A 26,593-nucleotide genomic window follows, 5' to 3' on the forward strand; every position below is an offset into this window, starting at 1 on the left:
GCGAGGTTTTTTATTGTCGTGTGAAAAGTTATAATCTCTTTTTAGTTTGTATCTATGTTTTATGCCTTTCACTATTGCAAATACAGTTACTTTTGAAGAAGACATTAAAAAAAGTCGTTTCCAAGCGATTGCCGCAGTTGTTGAGAATGAGCAGCAAGTTAAAAATTTTCTAGAACACACCAAAGATATTTCAACTACACATCAATGCTGGGCATGGAAAATTGGACACAATGTTCGGTTTAATGATGATGGTGAACCTTCTGGCACAGCAGGTCGCCCCATTCTAGCGACAATTGAAGGCAATGACTTAACCAATGTCATCGTATTAGTCAATCGTTGGTATGGTGGGGTTAAGCTCGGTACAGGTGGTTTGGTCAGAGCGTATGGTGGATGTGCAGGTCAGTGTTTATTGCTCGCTGAAAAAATCGAATTGATTGAGAAAAAAAAGATTCAATTTGCCTGTCTATTTAATGAATGGGCAATTATTCAATATGAGTTGATGCAACAACAACTTGAATATCAAGAAAGTTACACTGAAACAGGTGTTCTTATTGAAGCACGAGTACAAGTACATCAAATTGAGCCTTTAAGGCATAAGCTCCAAGATGTGACACGTGGACGTGAATCGCTTAAGGTGATAGAGGAACAAGAAGATGACAACTGATCCTTTATTAAAGTATCGAGAACAACATAAGCATCGTTTGAATTATATGCCTTGGTTGTACTGGTCACTTAAAGCGAAGCATCGAGAATGGGCCGAAGCATGGCAAGCTGAATATCAAGCTTATTTGATGGAAATGGAAACGATCGAGATTGGTAAAAATTGTTTCATTTCACCTTTAGCACATATTTTTGCTGAGCGTGGTCGCAAGATCAGCATAGGAGATAATACCTTCATTGCAGCTGATTGTACTTTACATGGACCTTTAGAAATTGGTAACGAAGTCGCAATTAATCATCATTGTATTTTAGATGGTGGACGGACAGGGATTAAATTACATGATCAAGTCAGAATCGCAGCTTATAGTCATTTATATGCATTTGATCATGGCATGGGTCTAGACCGACCACTATACCAGCAGCCTGTTACGTCCAAAGGAATTGAGATTGGGCGAGATGTTTGGTTAGGTGCTCATGTTGGTATAAAAGATGGTGTGAAAATAGGGCATCATGCTGTGGTTGGAATGAATAGTATGGTCACAAAAGATATTGAAGATTTTGCAATTGTTGCAGGTAATCCCGCTCGATTCATTCGTTATCGTACTGAATAAAATCAATTAAAAGCTCGTGAGATTTTATACATAAATTTAACCCACCATACTTTGATCTGTGATAAGTTAAAAATAAGTAGAAGACCTAAGGTATATACCTAAAGAGAGGCGAAAATGAACCGTGTAATTGCATGTATCGATTCTTCACCCTGTATTGATGCTGTTGCAGAGGCGGCGGTTTGGGTTGCAAAACAAACTCAAAGAGAATTAGTACTGTTGCAAATCTTGGATTATTATCCTGCAAGCTATCATTTAGGTGAAATTAGTGGCGTAATTGGTTTTGAAAGTAATGCGATGTTACTCAAAGAGTTAGCCGAACTAGAGCAAAAGCAAAGTGAACTCGCGCTTGATTATAGTAACAATTTACTCAAACATATTTCAGAATTCATAGAGAAACAATACGATTTAACCAGTACCAAGATTCAAGAAAAGGGCGATTTTCTTGAACAAAGCTTTAACATCTTGAAAGAAAATGATGTTGTGATTATTGGTCGTGTGGGTGAGCGAGCAGCAGAAAAGAATAAGCCCATAGGCAGCAATGTTGAAAACTTTATTCGTGGTGCAAACTGTACAGTGATTACAGTAGGTGAGCATTTTGAACCACCGAAACGTTTTATTTTCGCTTATGAGTATTCACCTACCTGTCAAAAAATGCTGCAACGTATAGCACAAAGTGATTTATTGAAAAAGTTACAATGTCATTTGCTTTATGTCGGTGATCACCCAGAAATGCTAGCAGAGCCAGAAAAATATTTAAAAGATGCGGGTTTAGATGTTATACCCATTTATCGCTACGGGGATGTTGCCCAAAATATTCTTGAATATCAACGAGAACATGATATTCAACTGATTGTTTTAGGTGCTTTTAGCCATAGTAAAATTCATCAATTTTTCTTAGGCAGTATTACTACAACGATCTTCCGAAATGCGAATGTACCCTTACTCGTTGCTAAGTGATTCATTTTATTCCATATAGTTATCCGCAATTACTGTGGATAACTATATGGAAAAGCACTGTGGATAAATATAATACATTGATATTAAACAACTAATTATTTTAGATTGTTTTTTGATCTTTATTTCACAATTGCAATTGCAAAGCCATCATGTCCCTTTGAGCCAACTGTTTGTAATGCGGTGCAAGACAAAAGTTGAGGATGATCTTTTAATGCTGTGAATGCTTCACGAATGCCTTCAATACTAGGCTTCTTATTATTTTCATCTAAGATAGCACCTGCACGAATGACGTTATCAAGCACAATAATCGTTCCTGAATGAGAAAGTTGCAAGCTTAATTCAAAGTATTCACGATAACTTTGCTTATCGGCATCAATGAAAATCAAATCAAAGGGTTCACTGCCTTCAGCAATGAGTTGCTTCATAATATCTGCACCACGACCTTTCTTGAGCTCGATATTGGTTGGCATCTTGGCAAAATCAATATTTTCCTGAGCAATAATGACGTGGGTATCTCGACCTTCTACTGTGAGTAGATAGCCATCTTCAGGTAATGCTTTTGCAAGCCAAATGGTACTATAGGCACCAAAAGTTCCTAGTTCCAGTACCCGTTTGCATTGGTTCATCTGAATCAACATTTGCAAAAACATGCCTTGATTAGGCGCAACAGCCAAATGATTAGAAAATCCCTGCGTATCGGTATTGTCTAATGCATGTTGAAGTCTTGGGTCTGTGGGAATTAAATGTGAATTGATATAGTCATCAATGTCGGTCCACATCTGTTGCATAATCAAGTTTACCTACGAATCTGTTAGCTGCATTTTAAACATTTATGCTCAGAGTGCAATTTGATTACTGAATTAATCAGTGTCACTGAAATGAAAAAGAGACCGTTTAGATCTCTTCTTGATTTAAGTCTATTTAAATTAGACGTTACACATTGAACTATTACGGGTGAGGTCAGGTCCCCAAGTTCGATAACCTTGAGTATCAATATGAATTTGACCAGAACTGTACAAGCCGATTCCAAGATTTAAACTCTGCCCATGCTGCATCCAAAATTGGCAAAGTTTAAATTTGGTCTGTTCAATATATGCATAGTCTTGCGATTGCGGTACTTCAGGCCCGATACGGAAGTCGATTGCTGAATTGAACAAATGCTTAGAAGAACCCGCACCACCTGCACATTGGTTTAATGGCAAATCACGGTAAACGGAGGTTACTTCGAAATCGGTGAGAACTTTAGCAGCAATCAGATATTTAAAGACGCGTAAGGTTGAAAGTGAATTATTCCATAGCTCACGATTCGGCACCATATATTCCGAACGACCACATTTTTGCCAATCTCTAGCGGTACGTAATAATTCAAAACTTGGAATAATATGTGCAACATTATTACGATTTAAAAACTGCTCGTATTCGCGGACGCGTGCATAGTTTTCACCTTGATTGAGCCATTGGCGGTAAGAGATAGGTTCAACTTTATTGGGAATTGGGCGAGTAAAAGTGATTTGTTCTTCAGGAATATAAATTCTTTTACCCTGATTTTGATTCACTTTAGTGGCTGAACTGACACAACCGACCATCATCACAGGGATGATACAAAATGATAAGAGACCCTGTAATTTATTTCGCATCATAAAAAGGTGGTTCACAATCTATAGGTGATAGATGGATTATTTTAATGCAAAATAACGCACAGATAATGGTGCAATTGCAAAGAAATGTGTGATTCGAGTATAAAAAAAAGACCAGTCCGTACTGGTCTTTTTTATGATTATTTTTCTAAATATTGCAATTTATTTGGTTTGCCATTCCATTCTTCACGATCAGCAGGTTGTTCACCAATTTGAGTGATGTTATTGCCTGCCCATTTTTCAGAGAGTTCAGCATTCAGTTCAATAAACGCTTCTTGGCCTTCAGGTAGCTCATCTTCAGAGAAAATCGCATTTGCTGGACATTCAGGTTCACACAATGCACAGTCAATACATTCATCTGGATTGATGACAAGGAAGTTTGGACCTTCATAGAAGCAATCTACAGGGCAAACTTCAACACAGTCTTGATATTTACATTTAATACAATTTTCGGTGACAACAAAGGTCATGGCGGCAGCTACCTAAAAAATATGGTTTTCATTTTGCATAGTGTATTTTAGGCAAAAAATACCGATAGAAACAATTCCTTTTATTGATATTTATTATTCGTATCAATGAAATGGGCTTATTTATATGACTTTTATTGATAATAAGTCTCAATAACCTAATGAATTGTCGAATTTCTCCTTGCATTACATGATGCAAAATGAGCGCACAAATATAATTGCGATCTTATAACTAGAAAAATCAGCTCTGATCTAGGGCCAAAGCTGATGATTTAATCTTAATTTTCGAGTGCTTGGCTAGATTTGAATAAGGCTTTGAGCTGATAAAGTTGTTCAAGTGCCTGACGTGGAGTTAGATCATCTACATCAATTTTATCCAATAACTCAAGAACAGGGGATTGAGCTTCCACTTCAACAATTTTCTCAACAACTTGAGTTTCAATTTCATGCTCAAGCGAGCTGAATAAATCATTCTGAACTGTATTTTGCAAATGTTGATGCTGTTGCTTTTCCAGAATTTTCAAACGTTTCTGTGCTTCTTTAATTACACTTGCGGGAATACCTGCCAGTTTTGCAACTTGTAAACCGTGGCTTTGGCTTGCGGGGCCATGTTGTACCTTGTGCAATAAAATTAAATTACCATTCAATTCCTGCGCAGTGACATGATAGTTATCAATACCAACTTCACCGCCCAATTCAGTTAATTCAAAATAGTGTGTTGCAAAAAGACAGAGGCATTTCACCCGCTTGGTTAAATCGACAACACATGCCCAAGCTAAAGAGAGGCCATCATAAGTACTCGTACCACGACCAACTTCATCCATCAAAACCAAAGATTGGCTTGTAGCATGATGTAAAATCTGTGAAGTTTCAGTCATTTCCACCATAAAAGTAGATTTACCTGTCGACAAATCATCCGCAGAACCGATACGGGTAAAGATTCGATCAATTGAACCCAGTTTTGCCGATTTTGCGGGAACGAAACTACCACAGTAAGCAAGTAAACTGATTAATGCAGTCTGACGCATAAATGTCGATTTACCCCCCATATTGGGACCCGTAATAATGGCCATACGGTGTTGTGGGTCTAGAGTCGTATCATTCGGTGTAAATGGTGCTTTATTTAAAGCTTCAACAACGGGATGACGACCAGCTTGAATTTTGATGCTGGTTTCAGCCGTAAATTCAGGTCTTGTCCAATTATTTAATCTGGCTTGATGTGCAAAATTTGCCAGTACATCAATATGGGCAATCGCAGCGCTCATCATCTGTAAATGCGCAATGTTTTGACGAAGCTCATCTAGCAATGATTCAAACAACAGTTTTTCACGGGCAAGCGCACGTGATTCACTCGAAAGTACTTTATCTTCAAAGCTTTTGAGTTCAGGTGTGATATAGCGTTCAGCATTTTTGAGCGTTTGACGACGTATATAATCGGCTGGTGCTTGCTCTGCTTGGCTACGAGTCAACTCAATATAATAACCACTGACACGGTTATAACCAATTTTAAGAGTATTGATTCCTGTACGTTGGCGTTCTTTAATTTCTAAATCAATTAAAAATTGCCCTGCATGATCGCGAATTTTACGTAATTCATCCAGTTCATCATCATAACCTTCAGCAATCACATTACCATCGCGTAATAATACTGGCGGATTTTCAACAATTGCCGCCATTAAATGTTGATGTAGACTTTTGAAATCACCTAATTGATTATCCAACTGATTTAATAATTTAGATTGTTGGGTTTTCAGTACAGGTGCTAGAGCATGTCGTAAAAATGGAATTTGTGCACATGCTTGACGCAGTTGAACTAAATCGCGTGGACGTGCACTGCCCAAAGCAACACGACTCAGTACCCGTTCAATATCTCCAATCTCTTTCAGTACTAAACGAGCAGGAGACTCATGAAATCCTTTTAATAACTGCTCTGAAGCATCCAAACGAGCATCTAATATGGCAGTATCACGAATCGGTTGCATAAGCGTTCGACTCAGTAAACGTCCACCCATTGCCGTTTGACAATCATTAATTAGTTGGAATAAGGATGTACCATGATCAAATAACGGTTCAATAATTTCTAAATTACGGCGAGTAATGGGGTCGAGTGCAATAAAATCGGTACTTTGCTCAATCTGAATTGAACGAATATGCGGTAAAGCCGTTTTTTGTGTTTCTTTGGCATAATGAATCAAAGCTGCTGCTGCGGCTTTTGCCAAAGGGAGTGGATCTAGACCAAAGCCTGATAAAGTTGAAACTGAGAACTGGTCACACAAGGTTTTTTGTGCATTATTTAAATTAAAATCAACATTTGGACGTTTGGTAATCGGGCAGTCTAGATTCCTTTTAATCTGTTCAATAATATTTTTATCAATCAGATCTTCATCAATCAAAATCTCACTTGGCATTAAACGAGCCAGTTCAATTGCCAATTGTTCAGGTTTATAGTCTTGTTGCTGAACCTTAAAAATACCAGCACTTAAATCGAGTAATGCAAACCCAATTTGATTTTGTTGAATACATAAAGCAACGAGATTTGAAGACTGATAACTGCTAAGTAATGCATCATCAGTCAAAGTTCCTGGTGTAAGAATACGAACTACTTTACGCTCAACGGGGCCTTTTCCTGTGACTTCCCCAACTTGCTCACAAATTGCAACTGTGCGACCAGATTTAACTAAGCGGGCAAGGTAGCCTTCGGCTGAATGATAAGGTACACCAGCCATTGGAATCGGTTGCCCACTCGCTTTACCGCGATGGGTGAGGGTAATCCCTAAAAGTTTGGCCGCTTGATGAGCATCTTCAAAGAATAGTTCATAAAAGTCACCCATACGATAGAACAGCAATGCATGTTGATAGTCTGTTTTGACTTTGAGATATTGCTGCATCATTGGTGTGTGAGAAGATAAGTCAGCCATGATTTCAGCGCTGTTCATGCGTATTAAGTCCTTAAATTTTTAAATAAATTAAAATATAGAAAGTCTAATTGTCTAACTGATAGGGAGTCAACAGGATCTCATCTAGGAAAAAGTATCGCTTTTATATCTAAGAATTGAGCCAATAGTGAGTGAAATCTTATTTTAAACCTAGAACAGCAGTTTTAATAAAGAAAAATGAAATTTAAAAAATGTCATAGTTTGTTATTTGATAGAAATTAATGAGAGTACAATAATTGTTGACTAGCGTACTGGTCTTTAAAAAAGATAGCTGGTTCTCGTAATTTTAAAGGACAGCAGCATGAAACAAGAAGAACAGTATATGTTGATATCTTTGAAAAATTAGGAGATAGACGGGTAGGTATTATTGTAAGAACCTATCCAGAATATTTTCTATGCAAAAGTAGCCTTAAAAAGGCTAAATTAATGAACTGCAGGCTCGTATTTAGGTGCTTTTCACAGTTTTTCCAAAGCCTTCTACATTTTTCTAACCAAGCAAATGATCTTTCCACAACCCAGCGTTGTGGTATGACTGCAAATTTATGTAATTCACTTCGTTTAGCAACTTCAACTCGCGCTCTGATTAAATCATTAACAGCCAAAGAAAAGGGTTCGCCTGTATAACCACCATCAACAAGTACAACCTCTACATTTTGTAAGGTGTCTCTATGTAAAGTTATGGCATCTAATGCACCTTGACGATCTGTTTTATCTGCTGTCGTAATAAATATTCCATGAGGCAGACCTTGAGTATCAACAATGATATGTCTTTTAATCCCTGAAACTCTTTTACCAGCGTCATAGCCTTTATTACGTGCGGTATCTGTGTTTTTTACACTTTGTGAATCAATGATGATAAAGCTCGTTTGTTCTTTCCGTCCATTGTTGATACGGGCCTCGCCAACCACATTTTTTTAAAGCCTGCTCAAGTATGCTAGGTTCAGTTTCTGATGGTTTTCTATTCCAAATCGAGAAGTAATAATGCACAGTGCTTTTAGGTGGAAAGTCTCGAGGAAGCATACTCCATTGACATCCACTTTTTAGAATATAGAGCAAGGCGCAAAACACTTCATAGACATCAACGACTCTTGGACGTGTTTGTTTTCTTCCGCTCAATAGTAACGGTTCAATTTCTTTAAAGGCTTCTCGACTAATGTCGCTGGGATATGGTTTTCTCATGGGGGAGAATTTAACAAATTATTTTTCCAATTGCCAAAAAAGAATGAAATTAATATTGGATAGGTTCTAAGAAAAGATATTGTGGAACTTGTTAAAAGTATTGTTGATCATGGGGTGTAAGTTCAAGCTAGAAGAAATCTATTAGAATTGATCGCTACTTGAGACTATGCTATTGGTTTGGACAAATTTTCAGAAAATTTTGCTAATCCTATTTTATTGGCTAAATCTAGTTTAAAACAAACGCGTATAAAACTTAGTTCGTATAAGCGTAGCAGAGCAGAGTGCTTTTCAGATTCTTGGTTGAAACAATTGTTTTCTCAGTTGTCAGAATCATGTTTGTCTAACTATCATAAAAGTATATTAACGATTGTGCTATCTGGATTGAATCACAAATAATTCCCAAAAAGAGAGTTTTTTAACTCTCTTTTTTTATTTTGAAAATTAAATATTAATAACGAAAGAATAAGCTTTTTCATTAAGATTACTATCCATTAGAATTGCATCAAACGACATGTTTTCTAATAATGATTTGAGATTATGATCCATTTTCAATGACTCTGAAGAAAGATTAATAAGAATAATTCGATTAACTGGATCGATTATAAATTCAATATTTTCAGGTTTTTTGTCGGTTAAAGCTAAGCGATTTTCATGAAGTAGTTCTGTAATTTTTTCATTAAGTTGATTAATTTTAATTTCTTCTTCACCTGATGAGGTGGTTTTAGAGACATGAATTTGAGAAGAATAACGTTCAAAATCCTTTGGTGTGTCAATAATTTCAACTTTGTAAAAACTGAATGAGTCAGTTTCTAATTTTAAAGAAGATAATTGGTTCTTTTCTAAGAAGTCAGTTTCCATCGGTTTGATATTTGACTGATAAAGATTTGATACGTCTTTTGCTTCTTTTATAGCTTTTTTTGCTCTATTTTGTGCATTCAAGAGCGGGTCATAAGTATGCTCAATTTTTGATGAATTTACATGCTCATCGATACTAAAGAACTCTGGTACTTGATTTTCTGTTGGTGTATTTGCTGGTGCTGTACTATCAAATATTGTTTCACTGATTGGTTGAGGTTGAGGTTGAGGTTGAGGTTGATCGATTGTTGCTGTTGTTTGGGAATCTTTTGAAGACAAAAACATTGCATCTTTATGATTTATACTTGATGCCGAAATTAACGTAATCTTTATATTTGAAGTTATATGATCGTTTTTTTCAACTGTAAAATTTAAAATTACGATTACAATAAAAACATGCATGATAATGCTAAAGAGAAATGCGCTCTGTGAAACATTGAGTTTATTTTGAGACAACATATTTTTCTCCTCAGCATTTATCGCTCAGGTTAGAATAAATAGCGGAAGGTCATTCTGAGGTTTCTTCCCTCAGTAGGATGGATATGTCTATCATAAATTCCTTCACGTTCTGAAGAGTTAGGTGAGCATGAAGGCTCACTGAGATCTTGACGAGTGCATGATGCATAGTAGTATTCGATATCATTCGTTTTTTGATCGAATACATTAAAGAGTTCAACTTGTGCTAGAAAGTTTTTATTAAATTGATAGCTGCCTTGTAAGTTAACTAAAGTTGATGAATCGGAACGAATTGAGTTATCCTCAATCAAAGGGCGAGAACCAAAGTAACGTAAACGTCCTCCAAAATTAATTTGGTCATTCAGTTTATAAGTAAATCCAGCAGCTATGGTCTTTTCTATTGCCCCAGGAATATGATTTCCTTCCGAATTTTCATTTTTAAATCTTGCTTTTGACCACGCCAGATCTAGATCGATAATCCAAGCATCAGTTGGTTGATAGAATTGTGAAATTTCGATACCTTGTCTTTTACTTGGCCGACTTGCTTCTGTCGTACCAGCATCACCGATGAATACTAGTTCTGAATCTGAATCAAGTTGCCATAAAGCTATTGTTGAGGTGAGCTCAGGTATAAGTTTTGCTCTTAATCCCAGTTCTGAATTTATTGTTCTTACCAGTGGAGAAACGGGGAGAGTTGGTTTTAAATAGTTACTATCACGAGAATCAATGTTTAGGTGCGTTGTAGTTCCTCTAGCATCATTGCTATGAAAGCCATATGCATAATTAATGTAATACTCAATATTCTCCCACGGACCTAAAATTATGCTCATTTTAGGGCTGAAAATATGATCAGTTTTATGACCACTATTTTCTTGTTTATCAGAATTTACATCAAAAGAATAAAAATCACCACGAACGCCTAAAATAGTTTTTAACCATGGTTGCCACGTGGTTTGATTTTGTCCCCATATTCCAATAGACCATTGATTAACATCATCATTTCTTATCGTGTTGAAACGCTGTCGATCTTGTGTCTGGTAAAGGCCTAAGTTGTTAATATAATCATACCTAAGAGATGATCCAAATGAGTTTAAAAGCTCTTTGCTTGACCATTCACTTAATGAACCTTTTTGAAATTTAAATCCAAGTGTCGTTCGTTCTTCAGCTTGTTCAAACTGGTCTCCATGGACTGGATCATTTAAAAAATAACTAAAGTCAGAAAATAGATTCAGTTTGTTATATACGGCATAAGTGGAGATTGTGGAGTATTTCGTTTTCTCATAATTTTTAGCATTATACCAAATAGCAGTCCGAGCAGACTTACCACCATCACTCTTGTTTAAGCTATCAAAGCGATTAAGTTCACCGCTTTCAATCAGCCGCTCTGGAATTTGATCAGTAGCATCCCATCGTGCCTGATAATGTTGAAAGCTGATGGATTGATTTTTATTATGATCACCAGTGAAATATTTTAAGAATAGATTTTGTTTTGAAAGATTTTCAGGATTAACCCAAGGTCCGTCACTGTTGATGTTTTCAACTGCACCGATTAATTCCCCGTCATTAAGAACTAAGTTTCCAACGGCTAAAAATCTAAGTAAATTGTGGTTACCTAACGTTATTTGTGCATAAGGATTATCTAAAGAATGGATACTCGAAATTTTTGCTGTGCCTGCTGATGCAAAATCACCATCATCAATCGATACTGCTCCTTTGTGATATTGAATTGATTCAATCAGTTCGGGGATTAGAAAATTTAAGTCTGTGTAACCTTGACCGTGGGCATGACTCACCATGTTAATGGGTTGTTCATCAAATGATGTTGCAAAGTCAGTTCCATGATCTAAGTTAAAACCTCTCAGAAAGTATTGATTTGCCTTACCACTACCACTGTGTTGGGTCACAACGACACCGGGGATCGTTTCTAAAACTTCTGCTGGACGTGATAAAGGTCGAGTTTCAATTTGTTCTTTCGATATTGTTCCTTGAGATGAAGTAAATGCAACTCCAAATGCACTATCAGAATTTGATGATGCTGTTATTTTAATTGTAGGAAGGGTTGTTGTAAGTTCACCTCCAGCATGAGTAAGTTGAGCTAAATAGAAATGACTACTTCCTATCAACAAGCAATACAAAATTCTTTTTTTCATTTTTATTCCATTAATTTTATAAATTTTCGTGATTTTCGCAAACATGAAATTATTATTCATTTCATGTTTTTAGTTGTTTATCAACTTTAGATTTAGAGTTGCTTTAACATTTGTTTTAATCTTTGAATGTAGGTCGGATTTTGATAGCCAGTCTCATTACTCCAATTTAATAATTTTTCTGTGCTTTCACGATTTTTACTATCAAGTGCAAGGGCAGCATAGACCTCAAAATCATCATTTTCTCTTTGCATATTCCAATTTTTGGCAGCTATGCGTAAACCTTCATCATATTTTTTTGAAACCCACAGGAATTGAGCTTGCTCTCTGAGATGTATGTGATCCTTATGGTCGAGTAGATTTTGTACTCTTTGGGTGAGTTCATTTAGGTCTTTTTCTGCAAGGGGATCGTTTAGTTTCTGTTTGCTTAAAATAATTCTATACAACGCACCATCATGATAACGATATGGGGTCAGAATTTTGATTGCGTTTGAATATTCTTGTTGAGAAATATACCAATTGGATTTAGCAAGAGCATTGGGTAAATTATCTACATTAAGTAATGGAATAGATTGGCTCGCAAGAGTTGGATCATCAAATCTTGTCGCTATTTCCATCATAATATTACCTAACCATTGCTGATCATTTTTATTTAACCTTGTGGCCATTTGAAGAAGTTCATTTGTTCTAGGTTTTATTTCCGAAATATTTTTTGTCATTGCATCCACTTGCAGGACACAACCAGCTTGATAAAGTTTCACACTCTGTTGATCTAATTGATCACATAATTTAAGTGACTGATTAAATTGACCTTGTAATCTATATATATTTGCGAGTTGTAAAATTGCATCATAATTTTTAGGGTCTTTTTTTAATACGTCATTAAGTATTGTTTCTGCTCTGCTGAAATTATGATTTGCTTGAGCGAGTCGAGTTTCTAACAATTTATTTTCTGTGTCTGATGAATTGAAGCTTGATTTCATTAAGTTTTCAGCTTGTTCTAAAAACTCACCGTCGCCTTTTGAATAAGCTTTTTCAAGTAACACATTAACGATTTGATTTCTCAGCTCATCATTATGATTGTTTTTTAACATTACTGAATAATTTGGATGTTCTGAACTCGATGAAGATTCTTCATGGTGATGTTTGGGATGAGCGAAAGCAGTATTTAAATACAGTGAAGCCATTATTGATAATGTTAGCTGACGAATTAACATTTAAAACTCCTATAAAGACTCTTAACAGAAGTTTGTTAAGAGTCTTAATCTTAAAATTTCACTGCAACGGGTTCTGATTTGTTATCTATAGTAGATTCTGAAATGTCAGTAATACTTTTAGGTTCAGACTGTTCGTAGTTACTTTGAGGTTGATTGGTTAATGACAACGTTTCTTTAAGAACGGGGTCATTTTGAGATTGATTGTTATTATTTGGTTTTGAATTATTGTCATTACCACCACAGCCACTTAATCCAATACCAACCATGAACAGCAAAATGAATTTTCTCATGGTGACTACTCCTAATTATTTGCTAGCTGTATTAAATGGAGAGCCTGCTACTGGAGTATTTAAGTATGGGAAAGCAGTACCAAATTGTTGTGGTGATTGTAGAGCCCCATCAGTAAAGCCTATTCCTCCTGCTTTAGCATCGCTCGCTTTACAACCAACAGCGGTATTGACACCATCTATTGTGCAGAGTAAGCCCATAGCAACTCTAAGCTCAATATCGACGACATCATCACCAGGTCTACGACCGTTCGGGAATCCTGCAGTATCTCCACCGATTACACCAAGACGATTTTGTTTATCTTTTGCTGCTGGAGTAATAGCAGTATTTAGACGTAACATTTCAGATGCTTTTACATTTTTAGGTTGGTTTAAGCCAGGAATACCTAAAAGAAATGCGTTAACTAAGTCAGTTCTTGGGAAGTTTGTTGGCGCAACTACGGCACCACCAGTTGCTTCCTTAAAAAGAACTTCTATTAATGTAGGTAGGGTTGGGTTAGTCACATAGTCAGCAAATTGCCCATCATTCACAGGTTTACTTGCATTAAATTTATCTTTATCTTTAAGACCAATGACGACTTCATTAACTAAAGGCATACCTAAACGTGAAACTTGAGTCCAAGCACCACCAACTTTACTTGCACTGGTAAGATTGCTTTCAGGATTAGGGTTTAATAAGGTAGCTTGAGGTAAGCTTGCTGTTGTCCATCCTCCAATCACTGTATCATTTGAAGCAACTAAACAAGATTGTGGAACTTCTAAAGCAATTGTAGTGACGTTTTTATTTGCAATAGTATTCAAGCCTTGATCTTCAGCATTTACGCCTGAAGGTGCGAGTTGAGTAGCAGGAATCTTAATATTCACTAAATCGAATACTTCACCTAGGTTAACAGCAAAAGGATCTTGACGTTGACCTACAAAAACTTTACCAGAACCGCAATTCCCAAAGTTAATGTTTTGCACAAATGTATCTGCGTAGGCTGGATAGTTTGGAATTGATTTTGCGCCAACATTATCGAATGGCTTTTTAAAAGAGCCTAAAGTACTTCGATCACCTTTACGTCGGTCACCTTTAATCATGGTAACAGTATATGTTTCAGCGGTATTTTGAGCTGAACTACTATCATTTGTTATTTTACCAATGTTAGATAATGGTACAGAAACATTCTTGCCACCTACAGGAACTTGTAAGTCTTTTAATTCTTGATTGAATTTAAATTGGAAAGTAACGTCCTCTTGCCCATCTCCGTTGTTGTCAATGTGTATTTCATATAAGGCTTTAGGATCTAAAGCGAAATAATTAGGACCTCCATAAGCATCTTGTAAAGGCTGATAGTTTGCTAGTATGGTTACGAAATTACTTCGGCTCGGCTCATAACTTTTAAACATATAAAAATCTGTAGCGTCAACCTTGGGTGTTTTACTGATTGATGGTGCTTCGCGGTGGCTTGAAGCGAATGATGTCACACTAAAACTACTTAGCATAATTGCTAAAAGTAGGCGAGAGTCCATTTTGTATCTCCTTGACCATGCTGATCTTGGCTATATTTTTGAATAATAGTTATTCGTCTTATAATTTCCTTATATGAATTTAGATCAGTATAAGACTCTTAATATTTATACTGGGTCGATAGTGAAGTTTCTGTGAGCAACTGTTAATTTATAAAATTTTTTGGGCTGTAGTAGATAAGGTCAAATATCAGCCCAATTTAATAGTGTTTTCAACTGTTGCTTAGGGCTGCCATAATTAAATCGAAACTCACATTCTTTAATAAACAATAAAAAGGCATTTCGGTCAATACCATTGTATTTTCGAAGCACTCTTTTTTCCTGATTCCAAAAGTTTTCAATTCCATTGATATTATTTGAACCATCAGGAAAATGGCTTGAATGATTGATTCTATAATGACTAAATCCTGTGACATCTAAAGCATTATAACTATCCAGTGATCTGTATAAACAACGCTATCAGAAGTGATTTTATTTGATATTACAGGCATTAAGGTGCTCGATTTAGTATCAGGTACAATGACCGTATAGACTTTACCATTGCGCTTGAGTAAACCAAAAAACAATCACTTTACCAGCAGCACCTCTACCACGCTTACCTTTACCTGTACCACCAAAATAGCTTTCATCTAATTCGATCTGCCCTTGAAATACTTCAATGGCATCTTGGTCAAGGTGAAACATAATGATTTGTCGAATTTTCCTATAGAACAATGCTGCGGAATTAGGTTGAATTCCCAATAAATCAGCAGCAGTTCTAGCGGTAACTTCAGTAATGAAAAACTCTAATAACCTTATCTGAATTTTTCTATTAATTTACATATAGTTATCTTCATAAAAGTAGATTATCACAAGGCTAATCTACTACAGCCCCAAATTTTTTTTAGAGTATGTAGGATGGCAGGGCTTAGACAATTCTAGCTTTTAGGTGAGGGGGTGAAGAGTGTTTAGATATTGTTGAGGAGTTTTATGTGGAGAATTCTAAATCAGAGCATCGACAAAATCATGATTTGACTCATGTTCAGCATATTCAGAAAGGACTGCAGCAGAGTGTGCAGGCTTTGAATTGAAATGATTTTATTATCTAGAGTGTATTTTGGATTGAATTTAATTCAATCCAAAATAAAAAAAGCTTAATCTTTTTTTGTTAGTTGATCCGATACCACGTTTGACTTCTACCAAGCGCAGAAATACCAATGTAACCACGTCCACTAAGCTTTTTGCCATCAGGAGAAAGGTAGCATTGAAGCTATATGTTTTACCAGTTTTTGTGTCGAGAATTGAACTATTTTCATAGCTATTCATCTGCTGTGGTAATGCTTCGTTTTGGCAGAGTAAAATGTCTTGATTTCATTAATGTATCTTCAACCTTTTTAATGGTTCGATTCATATTACTTTCAGCGATATGGTAATTTTCCGCCAATTCCAATTGAGTGTTGTAATTTCACAAGTAATTGAGTGTTAATAATAATTGATCCTCTATAGCTAAAGTATGAGGACGCCCTGATTTCTTTTTGAGTAATTCTACTTCTTTTAAAACCTTTATCATTTCACCAAAAACTGGTCGAGGTACGCCAACCAAACGTTTGAATTCAGAATCTGAAAAACGGTTTAATTTTTGATATTTCATAAAATCTATATTGAGGCACTTTTTACTTTCACAAGAGGTTTAATTTAAAATTTTCTGAAATATTTTTAAATAATATTGTAACTGTATGGTTAGTTTAATATTAAAGAAATTTCTAACCAGTGCTTAATTTCAATCACTTAGGCGTCTAAAAAATAAAAATATAATAGTTATAAGTCTTGTTACAAGCTATTAGTCGACAATCCATAAAAAATTTCCCATAGTCCTATCAACAATATTTTGGGAAGAAGTATTATGGATAAGATTACGGTAATTATTAAAGATCAAGAAGAAAATGAATCGATTGTTGTGGCACAGCTCAATGATTTAGAAGACCAAGATATTCCTTTTTTTAAACGAGTTGAGCATATTGAAGTAGAAGGGAATATCATTTTTCCAAATATCGATTTACTTTTTGAAAGTCATATAGATGGAAAAATTTATAAGTTAGTTGCACCTGTGAATGACAAAAGATTTATCTGACCTCAATCTTGTATTTTCAATACGATAAAAAGACCCACTTATGAGATTCAAATAAGTGGGCTTTTATTTGAGGGCAACGAAAGTGATTTAAATCTTGAATGAAATCTAAAATAAAAATAATGAGCTTGTCGGTTTAAGGTGATCGTACAAGCCCTTAGCCATAGCAAACAGTTGTTGAAAACACTGTTATGTTATCTTAATGAATTGGGTTAAGCCCTTTAACAATGTCATTAAACTCAGAGCCATTGAGCCAAAAAGATTTTTTTAGAAAAAGGGTAGTCATAATACTTTCCGCTGCTTCACTATTTTGGTTTTCACAAAATAGTCCATAGCTCTCACCTAGTACATTGTTGTTCTCGATGAGACGAATAAAGAAAGCATGTTGTTCGTCAGCATAACCTAGAATAGCATCACGTCGATTGTTCATTTTTCATGTCTCCACATCAAAAATCTTTTGAGTAAAATCTACTGCTAACAGATCAAATATATTCTTGAATTAGATCAATGATTTAAGTTGCAAAAGTAAATTTATTATTTAAGTCATTGATTTTAAATACTAATATTGGCTTATTTCACATCCGTGTATTAGTTAAACAAGCCAAAATTTGATCTATTAAATCCATTGTTATGCAAAATTAATTGTACGTCAACTTGAATTTGTAACTTTTTCAAGTTAAATTGTTTGTAAGTATTTTAAACTTGGGTAAGGAGAAGTTATGTCCAAAAAAAATGAATTTGAGCATGGTGGCGCCCGAAGTAATGCAGGACGTAAAGCACAATTCAGTGAGCCAACTAAAGTCATCCGTGTTCCCGAATCTCAAGTTGATTTCATCAAAAATTGGTTACTGAATAATGTCAAAACCGATACTCGTACAGATTTGATTGGCCAAATGAAAATCCAAAATGTGCAAGTAAAGAATGACCGAATTTATCATATTCCACTTGCAACGGAACGAGTTGCTGCGGGTTTTCCATCGCCTGCCCAAGATCATGTCGAGCAATCACTCGATTTAAATGAATTTTTAATTCGTAACGAAAACTCGACTTTCATCGTCAAAGCCAATTCACTGTCGATGTTGGATGCAGGGATTGATATTGATGACCCATTAGTGGTGGATCGTAGTCTTTCAGCGAAGTCTGGGGATATAGTGATTGCTTTGATTGACAATGATTTTACTGTCAAACGTTTGATGATTGATCATCATTTCAGCCCACCAAAGGTATGGTTAAAAGCTGAAAATCCAGATTACCAAAATATTTATATCAAAGACGGACAAGAGTTACAGATCTGGGGTGTGGTGACATATAACTTGAAGCCAATGAGGTAAGCCAATGAGCCTACCGCAACGTATTTTTGCTTTAATTGATGTGAATAACTGTTATGTCAGTTGCGAGCGCGTGTTCAATCCAAAGTTAGAAAAGCGTCCTGTGGTGGTTCTATCTAATAACGATGGCTGTGTGGTTTCCCGCTCTTATGAAGCAAAAAAGCTCGGCATTCGTATGGCTGTGCCATTCTTCCAAATTGAAGATATTATTCGTCAGCATCAAGTGCAGGTCTTTTCCAGTAATTATGCTTTGTATGCGGAAATGTCGCGTCGTTTTATGAACATATTAGGCAATTTTGTAGATCCCTCTGAACAGGAAGTTTATTCGATTGATGAATGCTTTTTAGAGTTGACTGCCTATCAGCGTAGTCACGATTTAACCGAATATGCACACCAAATTCTAGACACAGTGAAAAACTGGTTGGGTCTGCCATGTTGCATAGGCATTGGTTATTCCAAGACTCAAGCTAAACTGGCCAATAATCTAGCCAAGACACACGCCTGTTTTGATAGTGTTTGTAATATCGTTGCTGAAGACCCATGCGTGATTGAAGACTTGTTGCAGAAGATGTCTGTAGGTGAGGTGTGGGGTGTGGGACGAAAGATTCGTCAGCGCTTAGAAAAAATGAATATCTACTCGGTGTTGGATTTGGTTCAAGCCGATCCTAAAATGTTAGGTAAGTATTTTTCTGTGGTCATGGAAAATACGGTTAAAGAATTACAAGGCATGGCTTGCTTAGAAATTGAAGATGTTGTGACAGATCGACGACAGGTGTTAAGCAGCCGTTCCTTTGGTCAGCCGATTGAGGACAAAACTAGCCTGAGTGGCGCTTTAACTGAATTTAGCTTACGTGCTATTGAGCGTTTGCGAAAGCAAAAATTACTGTGCAAAGCTGTTGGCGTTAGCATTCGCACCAATCGTTTTGACAAAGATCAATATTATCGCCCCTATATAGTGATGTATCTATCTGACTATAGCGATGATCGTTTAGAAATTATCAAAGCCGTGTTACAGGGGCTTGATCGAATTTATCAAGCAGGGCATCGTTATAAAAAAGCAGAAGTGATTTTGTTGGATATTATCCCACAACATAGCCATGCAGTAGATTTATTCCATGACACCAATAAGCTCGTTGCTCGAAAAAATCTTTCGATCGCTTTTGATGATATTAATAAAAGATTTGGTCGGGATTGTATGACACTAGGGCGATTGATTACGCCGCATGGGCGAGCGTGGCGTATGAATCAAAACCATAAGTCACCGAGTTATCTGACCAAGTGGGATGAGCTTCTGAGGGTTCTGTAAAGTATTAATACTACAGCTTATATTTTTCAATATTAACCTTGAAGCTCATTATTTTTCTTTGAGAACGTTTGAATTTAACACAGCAAGATCCTAATTATTTATTGAAGTATTTGAATAAAAATGTAGAAAATAGATGAATGAAAAATTATCTGTTGTTGTTAAATAATTGCCTAAATTAAAGATAAGCATATCTTATTAAATAATGAATTGAATTTGTATTGGTTTGATTGAACAAAAGGAAGCCATTTTGACGAGATCGGTTTATGTTAGACTACTCAGCTTACGGTATCGCAAATTACCGTGAGTAACCAGAATGAGTAGGTAAGATGATTGGGCAGCAGAGAAACAGGCTAGCAGCTTTGGGAATAGATGTTTGGATTCCTCGGGAAGTTGTATGTCAAAAAAACACTGCACCAAGTCTATGGCGAGATCAATTAATTGATGACGTTTCTGAGTCTACAGAACGTACATTTGAAATTGCACCGATTTTAGAAGATATTCCAGCAACATCTGCACATACGCCACCGATCACCGAAACTGAAGTATCGCAGCAAACGAAAGTTGTTACAGAACCTATTGTTAAAGCAGCGCTTGATGAAAAAGAACAGATTGTTATTACTGCTCAGGTTCAGTCATTTGAATTGCAAATGTATGTGTTGGAAAACTGTGCCATTTTATTAGAAAGCAGTCAGCTCAGCGATGCCCAAAGCCAACTTTGGCAAAATATTCAAAAGGCCAGATTAGGACAGTATGCTGAATTAAAATGGCCATTTCCTTTGGCTGCTTTTCAGGAAAGTCGGGGACTCTCCTCGTATATTCAAGGTTTTCTGGATGCAACCGCAACACAAAAAAAGATATTGTGCTTAGGTCAATTGGACTTTATTCAGCATTCTAATATCTTACATTTAGCGAGTTTAGAAGAAATGTTAGCCCAACCTTTATTAAAAAGACGGTTGTGGCAGCTCATGCAATAAAGATCGGAAATCGAATCATGAAGAAAGTTGTTGTATTCAGCCAAATAGATCAAGACGTTTTAGCGCAGTTACAGCAAGATTATCAGGTCGTGGTACTTAATCCTAAACTGGGTGATATCAACGAACAGATTCGAACAGAAGTCGCTGATGCTGATGCCATGATTGGCGCAGGACGACTGTTAAATGAAAGTAATTTAGCACCAGCCCAAAAACTTAAAATCATTTCGACAGTGTCTGTTGGTTATGATAATTACGATGTTAGCTATCTTAATCAAAAGAAAATTTGGCTTGCTAATACACCACATGTTTTGACAGAAACAACGGCTGATCTTGCCTTTACTTTGTTGCTGAGTGCCGCACGCAAAGTTCCATACCTTGATGCATGGACCAAACAAGGTCAGTGGAAACGCACGGTATCTACTGAACAATATGGTATGGATGTTTTTGGTAAAACTCTAGGCATTATTGGCTTAGGGAATATTGGTGCTGCCATTGCCCGTCGTGGATTTTATGGTTTTAATATGAATATTTTATACCATAACCGCCGTGAAAAGATTGAGGTGGCTCAAGCATTTAATGCACAATATCGGGACTTAGACCAATTATTGCAACAGTCTGATTTTATTGTAGTTGCTGTCGATTTAAATCATGAATCCCAATCACTGATTGGCGCAGAACAGTTTGACTTAATGCAAAAACATGCTGTCTTCGTCAATATTGCGCGTGGCTCTGTAGTAGATGAAGACGCTTTAATCGAAGCATTAAAACAAAATAAGATATTTGCTGCTGGATTAGATGTCTATGCCAAAGAACCTCTACAAAGTTCCCCATTATTTGAGTTGCCAAATGCAGTAACCTTGCCACATATTGGTTCAGCAACCGCAGAAACGCGTCAGAAAATGGTGAAACTTGCCTATCAAAATTTAGTGGACGCACTACAAGATAGAACACCTCGTTATCTCGTCAATCCAAAATTCGAATAATTACTTACAACTCGATTGTTGGATTTTTAATCTATATGGTCTTTTTAAGTTGATTAATATTGGTACACTTTCGCCTTTTGAAATTTTGTCTTCGGGGTGTCTGTGTTTGAGAAATTGGCTGAAAAAAGTTTAAATCTAATGGGTTGGGAGCTGGATAATCATTGGGATTTGAATGTTGATCAATGCGTGATGATTGCAGCTCCACATACCAGTAATTGGGATGCTTTATATGCACGGTTGGCATTAAAAGCTTTAGGTGTAAATGTTCGTCTTACGATTAAAGATAGTTACATGAAGTTTCCATTTGGTCCATTTGTGCGTGCAATGGGTGGTATTGGGATTGATCGTAGCGCGAAACAAGAAGGACAAGCGCGACCGAGTATGGTTCAACTCATGAGTGACTTGTTCAAAACACATCCTAAGTTAGTGATGTTAGTGACACCAGAAGGGACGCGTGCTAAACAAGAACAGTGGAAAACTGGCTTTTATCATGTTGCAACCACCGCAGGCGTACCGATTGCATTGGCGTATATGGATTATGCTAAGAAAAAAACAGGTGTAGGAAAAATTGTTTATCCTACGGGAGATTATGAAAAAGATATGGTTGAGATTATGTCTTTTTATGCAGAGATTAATGCAAAGTTTCCAGAGAAATTTAGTGTCGATCAACGTTATGTAAACACGAAATAATCGTGTTGCTTTCAAAAATATAAACTAAGGCAGGATTTTCCTGCCTTTTATAACACTTCGTTGCAAATATCTTCATTTTCTAATGTTATATTAAATTTCTTCATTAGAATCATAGAGAAACGACTTGAGATCGCTGCTGCTTGCATGTGGCTTATTGGCCACCACTCAATTGAGTCATACTCAGATCTTTTTGCCTACGCAGATAACTGGACAAACAGAAGTACCTGAAATTGGCAGTGGTATAGGTTTGCTTGATCAGCAGAAAGAAAAACTGATTGGTGAAAAAGTTTATCGTGAAGTTCATCGACAGATGCCAACAGTACAAGATGCGTGGTTAGAAGATCAATTTTTACAGGTTTTTTCAGGTATTCTTAGTCAGACTCAGCTGGGTCAACCGATTGGTTTAGTGGTTATAAAAGATCCACAAATTAATGCATTTGCAGTGCCTGGTGGTTTGTTTGCATTAAATACAGGCTTAATTACATCTGCAAAAAATTTGGATGAAATAGCAGGTGTCATGGCCCACGAGATCGCCCACGTTGCACAGCGACATTACAGTCGTTCACAAGAAGCATTTAAAGGACAGGGGTTACTTGCTCTCGCAGGTATTCTTGTCGGTGCGGCAATCGCATCTAAAGCGGATGGTGATGTTGGGTCAGCGGTGATGTTAGGCACACAAGCTGCGTTGATGGACAAGCAACTCAGTTATAGTCGTAATCAAGAGCGTGAAGCAGACCGTATTGGTATGCAGTTTATGTATTCTGCTGGATATAATCCACAAAGCATGGCAGATTATTTTGAAACTATGCATCGTGAAACAAGTCGTGTGAGTTTCCTACCTGATTTTTGGCTCACTCATCCACTAACGACAGAGCGTATGAGTGAAGCCCGACTACGAGCAAACCAACTCCCAAAAGTCAAATCAAAAATATATGATCTTGATTTTGAGATTTTAAAGTTATATACGCTCGTAATTTCAAACCAAGCGACAGAAACTCAATTACAAGCTTTTGCCAATCAAAAAAATACAGCTGCACAATTAGCGCTAAGTAAGTTTTATTTAGAACGTGGTGATTATACTCAGGCACAGGCAAATCTAGATTTGGTAAAAGCAAAGTTTAAATATCATGTATTGGTTCCACTGATTCAAACAGATATTTATTTAGGGCAAAATAAATTTGATCAGGCTTATAGTAGTATAAATTTTATTCAAAAAACGATGCCTGAAAATAGGGCGCTATCTTACAAACTTGCAGAAGTTTTAATTCGGCAAGGGTAGGCTGCTCAAGCTCAAACATTAGTTCAACGGTTTATCCATAAAAACCAGAGAGATATTGAAGGTTGGCAACTGTTGCAACAAGCAACAAACTTAGATAAAAGTTCGCCACTGCAAGCAATTAATGTGCTTTGTTACCGTGCTGAAGCTGAGTATTGGTCAGGATATGAAGAAAATGCGATTAAATCCATGTTGCACGCTCAGCGTTTAGCCAAAGGAAATTTAGCCATGTCAGCAAAAATTGACTCTCGCTTAAAACAAATGCAAGATGATCGACGTATGAAAATTTAATCTTTATCAAGAATTAAGAGAAATAAAAATGATTAAAGGGCAGTGTTTGTGTGGGGGAGTGCAGTATCAATATCATGGTGAAATTGAAAACAGCATTTTATGCTATTGTAGCCATTGCCAACAGGCGCAAGGTTCAATCGCTGGTTGGAACAGCCCACTTGACCAAACACAATTTAAAATTCTATCAGGACGCGATCAGCTCAAAGAATACTTCCACACACCCAATAAAGCACGCGTATTTTGTCAAAATTGTGCCAGCCCACTTTATTCATATCGTACAGATTTACCTAATGTGATTCGTTTACGTCTAGGAACAGTGACTGATGGGAATCTTCCTGCACCAAAAGAAGAATTTTTTTCTGAGCACAAGCCAAACTTTATTGAATTAAGATAAGATGATCTGCGTAAAAAATCGCTGAGAAGTTAGAACATTTATGAAGAAAATTTTAGTTTTTATTTTTGCGATAAGCAGTGTAGGGATTAGCTCAGCAGCATCAGTTGAGCAATATGTGAATTCGGTTGAGAAAATTCGTAGTGTCTATGCACAGGATATTCGTAGTTTTTTACGTAGCCTTAATCCACAGATTTCACAGTTCACACCTGAGCAGCAAGCTCAGTATTGTGGTATTAATCAGCGTTATATTCAGGATATGTCAGATGCGATTGAAAAAAATCGCTCATCCTTACCGCAGCAATATGCAAATATGACTAAACAGGATGTAATCAAACAAGTCACTGAGTCAAATGAGATGCAAATGCTAGTGAAATATAATGTTCAGTGTGATTTTAAGTAAAAATAATCTCTTGGGTTCATTATTTAATGAATCCAATTTTTAAATAGAATAATTTGTATAAAATAGAGGAAATTAAGCAGATTAGCTTAATTTTGCTTTAATTTTAGCAGATACTTGTGCAGGATCGGCACGCCCGGCTATGATCGGACGTAGAGAATTCATCACCTTACCCATATCTTTCATGCTAGTAGCTTCTTGAGCAGCAATCGTTTGCTCAATGATGGAATCAAGTTCTTCCTCAGTCATAGCGGCTGGTAGAAATTGAGAAATAACCTCAACTTCGGCTTGTTCCTTACTAGCTAAATCATCTCGACCAGCGCCAGAAAAGGCCTTGATCGATTCTTTACGTTGTTTAATTTGCTTTTCAATGACCGCAAGAACCTGAGCATCGTCAAGCTCTATGCGTTCATCGACTTCGATTTGCTTAATTGCTGCTTGTACACCACGAATAACCGTTACTGTTGCCATATCTTTGGCACGCATTGAGTTTTTTAATACGTCAGTAATTTGGTTTTTTAAAGTATTCATAGTCTCTTCAGCAGTCAATCACAAATTAATTAGTAAAGGCGAGTAGTACGTACAGATTCGCGAGTCAATTTCTTTTGATAACGCTTAACTGCAGCAGCTTTTTTACGCTTACGTTCTTGAGTTGGTTTCTCATAGAATTCGCGCTTACGAACGTCAGCTAAAACACCCGCTTTTTCGCATGAACGTTTGAAACGACGGATAGCTACGTCTACTGGTTCGCCTTCTTTCAACTTAACTTGTGGCATGTAAAATCCTCTAAGATTATGGATAAGATCTAATGCACGATTGCACTAGATCGCAAGTGAAGGTCAGTATTTTACTCATTTACAACTCAGATCACAAGTCTATAATAGCTCTGATATTATTTTTGATCGTTGTAAAGGCAGTTTAATGATTGTTTTGGGCTTAGAAACTTCGTGTGATGAAACTGGGTTAGCACTCTATGATAGCGAGCTCGGCTTACGTGGACAGGTTTTGTATAGCCAAATTAAACTGCATGCAGAATATGGTGGGGTCGTACCAGAGCTGGCTTCACGTGATCATGTTCGTAAAATGATTCCTTTGATTAATCAATTACTTGAGCAGAGTGGTGTTAAAAAGCAAGAGATTGATGCTGTTGCCTATACCCGTGGTCCAGGATTGATGGGTGCACTGATGACTGGAGCATTATTTGGCCGCAGTTTGGCGTTTGCATTTAATAAACCTGCAATTGGTGTGCATCATATGGAAGGTCATATGCTTGCGCCATTACTTTCGGAAACGCCACCAGAATTTCCATTTGTGGCTTTATTAGTTTCAGGTGGTCACACTCAACTCATGGCAGCCTATGGGATCGGTCAATATGAATTGCTCGGTGAGTCAATTGACGATGCTGCAGGTGAAGCCTTCGATAAAGTCGCAAAAATGATGAAACTGCCTTATCCAGGTGGGCCGAATATTGCGAAATTGGCGTTACAGGGTGATGCCAAGGCATTTGAATTTCCACGACCAATATTACATCAAGGTTTAGATTTTTCTTTTAGTGGTCTTAAAACAGCGGTTTCTGTACAATTGAAAAAGCTAGGTGAAGAGAATCGTGATGCCGATGTGGCAGCTTCTTTTCAAGAAGCAGTTGTTGATACACTCGCTAAAAAATCAGTGAAAGCTTTAAAACAAACAGGTTTAAAGCGATTGGTGATTGCAGGTGGTGTGAGCGCCAATCTACGATTACGTGAGCAATTGGAAACATCACTTAAAAAAATCAAAGCTCAAGTCTATTATGCCGAGCCTGCACTGTGTACTGATAATGGCGCCATGATTGCCTTTGCTGGATATCAACGTTTAAAAGCTGGGCAACATGATGGTTTAGCGGTGACGACGACACCAAGATGGCCAATGACTGAGTTAGAACCCACCTAA

General features: G+C 36.8%; 25 protein-coding genes and 4 pseudogenes. 14 read left to right on the plus strand and 15 right to left on the minus strand.

The features are described from left to right. Positions 1-61: 61 nt before the first annotated feature. From ACN19N_RS05295 to ACN19N_RS05305, 3 genes are all read left to right on the plus strand, one after another. Positions 62-664 (plus strand): IMPACT family protein, encoded by a 603-nt coding sequence (locus ACN19N_RS05295; RefSeq protein WP_420002120.1) that lies wholly within the window; start codon positions 62-64, stop codon positions 662-664. Beyond that, a complete protein-coding gene (locus tag ACN19N_RS05300) occupies positions 654-1,271 on the plus strand; it encodes an acyltransferase (protein WP_269228327.1) in 618 nt (205 codons plus the stop codon). Before ACN19N_RS05295 ends, ACN19N_RS05300 begins: the two co-directional genes overlap by 11 nt. A gap of 114 nt (positions 1,272-1,385) precedes the next feature. Next, positions 1,386-2,228, plus strand: a complete 843-nt coding sequence (locus tag ACN19N_RS05305) for a universal stress protein (protein ID WP_420002121.1) — start codon at positions 1,386-1,388, stop codon at positions 2,226-2,228. Positions 2,229-2,347: 119 nt separating this feature from the next. On the opposite strand, the gene ACN19N_RS05310 is transcribed toward ACN19N_RS05305, so the two are convergent. The 11 genes and pseudogenes from ACN19N_RS05310 to ACN19N_RS05360 form a co-directional block, all read right to left on the minus strand. Then, the gene (locus tag ACN19N_RS05310; protein WP_018677296.1) at positions 2,348-3,016 is read right to left on the minus strand and encodes an O-methyltransferase; all 669 of its coding nucleotides are present in this window, start codon (positions 3,014-3,016) and stop codon (positions 2,348-2,350) included. Between the two features lie 138 nt (positions 3,017-3,154). Then, a complete protein-coding gene (locus ACN19N_RS05315) occupies positions 3,155-3,868 on the minus strand; it encodes a peptidase M15 (protein ID WP_420002122.1) in 714 nt (237 codons plus the stop codon). Between the two features lie 137 nt (positions 3,869-4,005). Beyond that, on the minus strand, positions 4,006-4,335 hold the full coding sequence (gene fdxA / locus ACN19N_RS05320; protein ID WP_004663008.1) for a ferredoxin FdxA: 330 nt from the start codon (positions 4,333-4,335) through the stop codon (positions 4,006-4,008). Between the two features lie 275 nt (positions 4,336-4,610). Then, positions 4,611-7,268 (minus strand): DNA mismatch repair protein MutS, encoded by a 2,658-nt coding sequence (mutS, locus tag ACN19N_RS05325; protein ID WP_420002123.1) that lies wholly within the window; start codon positions 7,266-7,268, stop codon positions 4,611-4,613. Positions 7,269-7,645: 377 nt separating this feature from the next. Beyond that, positions 7,646-8,447, minus strand: a protein-coding gene (locus ACN19N_RS05330) for an IS5 family transposase (protein ID WP_269228195.1) whose coding sequence is annotated in 2 segments (ribosomal slippage) — positions 7,646-8,182 and positions 8,184-8,447 — 801 coding nt in all. Because the reading frame shifts where the segments join, the coding sequence is not laid out codon by codon here. 441 nt (positions 8,448-8,888) lie between these two features. Beyond that, a complete protein-coding gene (locus ACN19N_RS05335) occupies positions 8,889-9,761 on the minus strand; it encodes a hypothetical protein (RefSeq protein ID WP_420002124.1) in 873 nt (290 codons plus the stop codon). 29 nt (positions 9,762-9,790) lie between these two features. Then, complete coding sequence (locus tag ACN19N_RS05340) at positions 9,791-11,908, minus strand: TonB-dependent receptor (protein ID WP_420002358.1); 2,118 nt, start codon at positions 11,906-11,908, stop codon at positions 9,791-9,793. A gap of 92 nt (positions 11,909-12,000) precedes the next feature. After that, entirely contained in the window at positions 12,001-13,122 is a 1,122-nt protein-coding gene (locus ACN19N_RS05345) for a tetratricopeptide repeat protein (RefSeq protein ID WP_420002125.1), read from the minus strand. Between the two features lie 50 nt (positions 13,123-13,172). Further along, positions 13,173-13,412, minus strand: a complete 240-nt coding sequence (locus ACN19N_RS05350; protein ID WP_269228320.1) for a hypothetical protein — start codon at positions 13,410-13,412, stop codon at positions 13,173-13,175. Between the two features lie 15 nt (positions 13,413-13,427). Next, a complete protein-coding gene (locus tag ACN19N_RS05355) occupies positions 13,428-14,921 on the minus strand; it encodes a DUF4331 domain-containing protein (protein WP_269228319.1) in 1,494 nt (497 codons plus the stop codon). 180 nt (positions 14,922-15,101) lie between these two features. After that, positions 15,102-15,754 (minus strand): annotated as a pseudogene (locus tag ACN19N_RS05360) (IS1595 family transposase). A gap of 96 nt (positions 15,755-15,850) precedes the next feature. On the opposite strand from ACN19N_RS05360, the pseudogene ACN19N_RS05365 reads away from it, so the two are divergent. Next, positions 15,851-15,988 (plus strand): annotated as a pseudogene (locus tag ACN19N_RS05365) (hydrolase or metal-binding protein); the annotation flags it as partial. Between the two features lie 230 nt (positions 15,989-16,218). Here ACN19N_RS05365 and ACN19N_RS05370 read toward each other — a convergent pair. Further along, a pseudogene (locus ACN19N_RS05370) lies at positions 16,219-16,548 on the minus strand (transposase family protein); the annotation flags it as partial. A gap of 252 nt (positions 16,549-16,800) precedes the next feature. On the opposite strand from ACN19N_RS05370, the gene ACN19N_RS05375 reads away from it, so the two are divergent. Next, positions 16,801-17,028 (plus strand): hypothetical protein, encoded by a 228-nt coding sequence (locus ACN19N_RS05375; protein ID WP_269228318.1) that lies wholly within the window; start codon positions 16,801-16,803, stop codon positions 17,026-17,028. Between the two features lie 196 nt (positions 17,029-17,224). Here the strand turns inward: ACN19N_RS05375 and ACN19N_RS05380 are convergent, their stop codons facing one another. Then, a complete protein-coding gene (locus ACN19N_RS05380; protein ID WP_420002126.1) occupies positions 17,225-17,455 on the minus strand; it encodes a hypothetical protein in 231 nt (76 codons plus the stop codon). Between the two features lie 289 nt (positions 17,456-17,744). Here ACN19N_RS05380 and ACN19N_RS05385 point away from each other — a divergent pair, with 289 nt between their 5' ends. From ACN19N_RS05385 to ACN19N_RS05420, 8 genes and pseudogenes are all read left to right on the plus strand, one after another. After that, complete coding sequence (locus ACN19N_RS05385; RefSeq protein ID WP_293738341.1) at positions 17,745-18,356, plus strand: LexA family protein; 612 nt, start codon at positions 17,745-17,747, stop codon at positions 18,354-18,356. A 4-nt stretch (positions 18,357-18,360) separates the two neighbouring features. Beyond that, positions 18,361-19,659 carry a Y-family DNA polymerase gene (locus ACN19N_RS05390; RefSeq protein WP_269228316.1) on the plus strand — a complete coding sequence of 433 codons (1,299 nt, stop codon included), beginning with the start codon at positions 18,361-18,363 and terminating at the stop codon, positions 19,657-19,659. 326 nt (positions 19,660-19,985) lie between these two features. Next, on the plus strand, positions 19,986-20,633 hold the full coding sequence (locus ACN19N_RS05395; protein ID WP_293738339.1) for a hypothetical protein: 648 nt from the start codon (positions 19,986-19,988) through the stop codon (positions 20,631-20,633). 17 nt (positions 20,634-20,650) lie between these two features. Further along, positions 20,651-21,616: a 2-hydroxyacid dehydrogenase gene (locus ACN19N_RS05400; protein ID WP_293738337.1), complete on the plus strand. Its 966-nt coding sequence runs from the start codon at positions 20,651-20,653 to the stop codon at positions 21,614-21,616. Between the two features lie 102 nt (positions 21,617-21,718). Next, positions 21,719-22,306: a 1-acyl-sn-glycerol-3-phosphate acyltransferase gene (locus ACN19N_RS05405; RefSeq protein WP_269228313.1), complete on the plus strand. Its 588-nt coding sequence runs from the start codon at positions 21,719-21,721 to the stop codon at positions 22,304-22,306. Positions 22,307-22,460: 154 nt separating this feature from the next. Beyond that, positions 22,461-23,873, plus strand: a pseudogene (locus tag ACN19N_RS05410) (M48 family metalloprotease). Between the two features lie 28 nt (positions 23,874-23,901). Continuing rightward, complete coding sequence (locus ACN19N_RS05415) at positions 23,902-24,267, plus strand: GFA family protein (protein WP_269239383.1); 366 nt, start codon at positions 23,902-23,904, stop codon at positions 24,265-24,267. A 40-nt stretch (positions 24,268-24,307) separates the two neighbouring features. Then, on the plus strand, positions 24,308-24,667 hold the full coding sequence (locus ACN19N_RS05420) for a hypothetical protein (protein ID WP_420002127.1): 360 nt from the start codon (positions 24,308-24,310) through the stop codon (positions 24,665-24,667). Between the two features lie 81 nt (positions 24,668-24,748). Here the strand turns inward: ACN19N_RS05420 and ACN19N_RS05425 are convergent, their stop codons facing one another. Together ACN19N_RS05425 and rpsU are read right to left on the minus strand one after the other, a co-directional pair. After that, the gene (locus tag ACN19N_RS05425; protein ID WP_004808327.1) at positions 24,749-25,195 is read right to left on the minus strand and encodes a GatB/YqeY domain-containing protein; all 447 of its coding nucleotides are present in this window, start codon (positions 25,193-25,195) and stop codon (positions 24,749-24,751) included. A gap of 29 nt (positions 25,196-25,224) precedes the next feature. Further along, the gene (gene rpsU, locus ACN19N_RS05430; RefSeq protein ID WP_004652785.1) at positions 25,225-25,440 is read right to left on the minus strand and encodes a 30S ribosomal protein S21; all 216 of its coding nucleotides are present in this window, start codon (positions 25,438-25,440) and stop codon (positions 25,225-25,227) included. A gap of 145 nt (positions 25,441-25,585) precedes the next feature. Between rpsU and tsaD the strand changes: the two genes are divergently transcribed. Next, the gene (gene tsaD, locus ACN19N_RS05435) at positions 25,586-26,593 is read left to right on the plus strand and encodes a tRNA (adenosine(37)-N6)-threonylcarbamoyltransferase complex transferase subunit TsaD (protein WP_293738283.1); all 1,008 of its coding nucleotides are present in this window, start codon (positions 25,586-25,588) and stop codon (positions 26,591-26,593) included.

This window comes from Acinetobacter sp. LF10 (assembly GCF_048585715.1).
In the GTDB taxonomy this organism is placed as follows: Bacteria; Pseudomonadota; Gammaproteobacteria; order Pseudomonadales; family Moraxellaceae; genus Acinetobacter.

Bases quoted from the DNA above. Each gene is read 5' to 3' on its own strand.
- ACN19N_RS05295 (WP_420002120.1), top strand. From the start codon at position 62: ATGCCTTTCACTATTGCAAATACAGTTACTTTTGAAGAAGACATTAAA.
- ACN19N_RS05300 (WP_269228327.1), top strand. From the start codon at position 654: ATGACAACTGATCCTTTATTAAAGTATCGAGAACAACATAAGCATCGT.
- ACN19N_RS05305 (WP_420002121.1), top strand. From the start codon at position 1,386: ATGAACCGTGTAATTGCATGTATCGATTCTTCACCCTGTATTGATGCT.
- ACN19N_RS05310 (WP_018677296.1), bottom strand. From the start codon at position 3,016: ATGCAACAGATGTGGACCGACATTGATGACTATATCAATTCACATTTA.
- ACN19N_RS05315 (WP_420002122.1), bottom strand. From the start codon at position 3,868: ATGATGCGAAATAAATTACAGGGTCTCTTATCATTTTGTATCATCCCT.
- fdxA (WP_004663008.1), bottom strand. From the start codon at position 4,335: ATGACCTTTGTTGTCACCGAAAATTGTATTAAATGTAAATATCAAGAC.
- mutS (WP_420002123.1), bottom strand. From the start codon at position 7,268: ATGAACAGCGCTGAAATCATGGCTGACTTATCTTCTCACACACCAATG.
- ACN19N_RS05335 (WP_420002124.1), bottom strand. From the start codon at position 9,761: ATGTTGTCTCAAAATAAACTCAATGTTTCACAGAGCGCATTTCTCTTT.
- ACN19N_RS05340 (WP_420002358.1), bottom strand. From the start codon at position 11,908: ATGAAAAAAAGAATTTTGTATTGCTTGTTGATAGGAAGTAGTCATTTC.
- ACN19N_RS05345 (WP_420002125.1), bottom strand. From the start codon at position 13,122: ATGTTAATTCGTCAGCTAACATTATCAATAATGGCTTCACTGTATTTA.
- ACN19N_RS05350 (WP_269228320.1), bottom strand. From the start codon at position 13,412: ATGAGAAAATTCATTTTGCTGTTCATGGTTGGTATTGGATTAAGTGGC.
- ACN19N_RS05355 (WP_269228319.1), bottom strand. From the start codon at position 14,921: ATGGACTCTCGCCTACTTTTAGCAATTATGCTAAGTAGTTTTAGTGTG.
- ACN19N_RS05375 (WP_269228318.1), top strand. From the start codon at position 16,801: ATGGATAAGATTACGGTAATTATTAAAGATCAAGAAGAAAATGAATCG.
- ACN19N_RS05380 (WP_420002126.1), bottom strand. From the start codon at position 17,455: ATGAACAATCGACGTGATGCTATTCTAGGTTATGCTGACGAACAACAT.
- ACN19N_RS05385 (WP_293738341.1), top strand. From the start codon at position 17,745: ATGTCCAAAAAAAATGAATTTGAGCATGGTGGCGCCCGAAGTAATGCA.
- ACN19N_RS05390 (WP_269228316.1), top strand. From the start codon at position 18,361: ATGAGCCTACCGCAACGTATTTTTGCTTTAATTGATGTGAATAACTGT.
- ACN19N_RS05395 (WP_293738339.1), top strand. From the start codon at position 19,986: ATGATTGGGCAGCAGAGAAACAGGCTAGCAGCTTTGGGAATAGATGTT.
- ACN19N_RS05400 (WP_293738337.1), top strand. From the start codon at position 20,651: ATGAAGAAAGTTGTTGTATTCAGCCAAATAGATCAAGACGTTTTAGCG.
- ACN19N_RS05415 (WP_269239383.1), top strand. From the start codon at position 23,902: ATGATTAAAGGGCAGTGTTTGTGTGGGGGAGTGCAGTATCAATATCAT.
- ACN19N_RS05420 (WP_420002127.1), top strand. From the start codon at position 24,308: ATGAAGAAAATTTTAGTTTTTATTTTTGCGATAAGCAGTGTAGGGATT.
- ACN19N_RS05425 (WP_004808327.1), bottom strand. From the start codon at position 25,195: ATGAATACTTTAAAAAACCAAATTACTGACGTATTAAAAAACTCAATG.
- rpsU (WP_004652785.1), bottom strand. From the start codon at position 25,440: ATGCCACAAGTTAAGTTGAAAGAAGGCGAACCAGTAGACGTAGCTATC.
- tsaD (WP_293738283.1), top strand. From the start codon at position 25,586: ATGATTGTTTTGGGCTTAGAAACTTCGTGTGATGAAACTGGGTTAGCA.